Origin of the sequence: Actinomadura sp. NPDC000929 (genome assembly GCF_040492065.1) — a bacterium.
GTDB classification, from domain to species: Bacteria; Actinomycetota; Actinomycetes; order Streptosporangiales; family Streptosporangiaceae; genus Spirillospora; species Spirillospora verrucosospora.
The window spans coordinates 1-1,087 of record NZ_JBEUPA010000334.1 but is presented as its reverse complement, the minus strand read 5'-3'; the positions used below and the strand labels follow the sequence as shown (position 1 = coordinate 1,087).

Sequence of the window (1,087 nt, the reverse complement as noted above, 5' to 3'; positions counted from 1 at the left end):
GTGTTGATGGGTAGGGGAGCGTCCTGTATCCGGTGAAGCCTCGGGGTGACCCAGGGGTGGAGGGTGCGGGAGTGAGAATGCAGGCATGAGTAGCGAATCACACGTGAGAAACGTGTGCGCCGGATGACCAAGGGTTCCTGGGGCAGGCTAATCCGCCCAGGGTAAGTCGGGACCTAAGGCGAGGCCGACAGGCGTAGTCGATGGACAACGGGTTGATATTCCCGTACCCGCTGGTATGCGCCAACGCTGAATCCTCTGATGCTGACCACCCGAACCGTTCTTTGGGCCTTCGGGCCTGTTGGACGGGGAGCGTGGGACCCGAGGGGGTAGTAGGTGAGTGATGGGGTGACGCAGGAGGGTAGCTCAGCCCGGGCGATGGTTGTCCCGGGGTAAGGCTGTAGGGAGAGAGATAGGTAAATCCGTCTCTCACATATCCTGAGAGCTGATGCCGAGCCGTTTTAGGTGAAGTGAGTGATCCCATGCTGCCGAGAAAAGCCTCTAGCGAGTGTACCGGCGGCCCGTACCCCAAACCGACTCAGGTGGTCAGGTAGAGAATACCAAGGCGATCGGGTGAACTGTGGTTAAGGAACTCGGCAAATTGCCCCCGTAACTTTGGGAGAAGGGGGACCTTGCCTGGTGATGGCATTTTCTGTCTGAGCTGGGTGGGGTCGCAGAGGCCAGGGGGAAGCGACTGTTTACTAAAAACACAGGTCCGTGCGAAGTCGTAAGACGCTGTATACGGACTGACGCCTGCCCGGTGCCGGAACGTTAAGAGGACCGGTTAGGGGGACTTGTTCCTTCGAAGCTGAGAATCTAAGCGCCGGTAAACGGCGGTGGTAACTATAACCATCCTAAGGTAGCGAAATTCCTTGTCGGGTAAGTTCCGACCTGCACGAATGGCGTAACGACTTCCCCGCTGTCTCAACCACAGGCCCGGCGAAATTGCAGTACGAGTAAAGATGCTCGTTTCGCGCAGCAGGACGGAAAGACCCCGGGACCTTCACTATAGCTTGGCATTGGCGCTTGGAGCGTCTTGTGTAGGATAGGTGGGAGACTGTGAAGCCCAGACGCCAGTTTGGGTGGAGTC

1 rRNA gene is annotated in these 1,087 nt (G+C 58.0%); it reads left to right on the top strand.

Annotated elements, in window-relative coordinates:
* Positions 1-1,087 (top strand): 23S ribosomal RNA (locus ABWI04_RS42740); the annotation flags it as partial.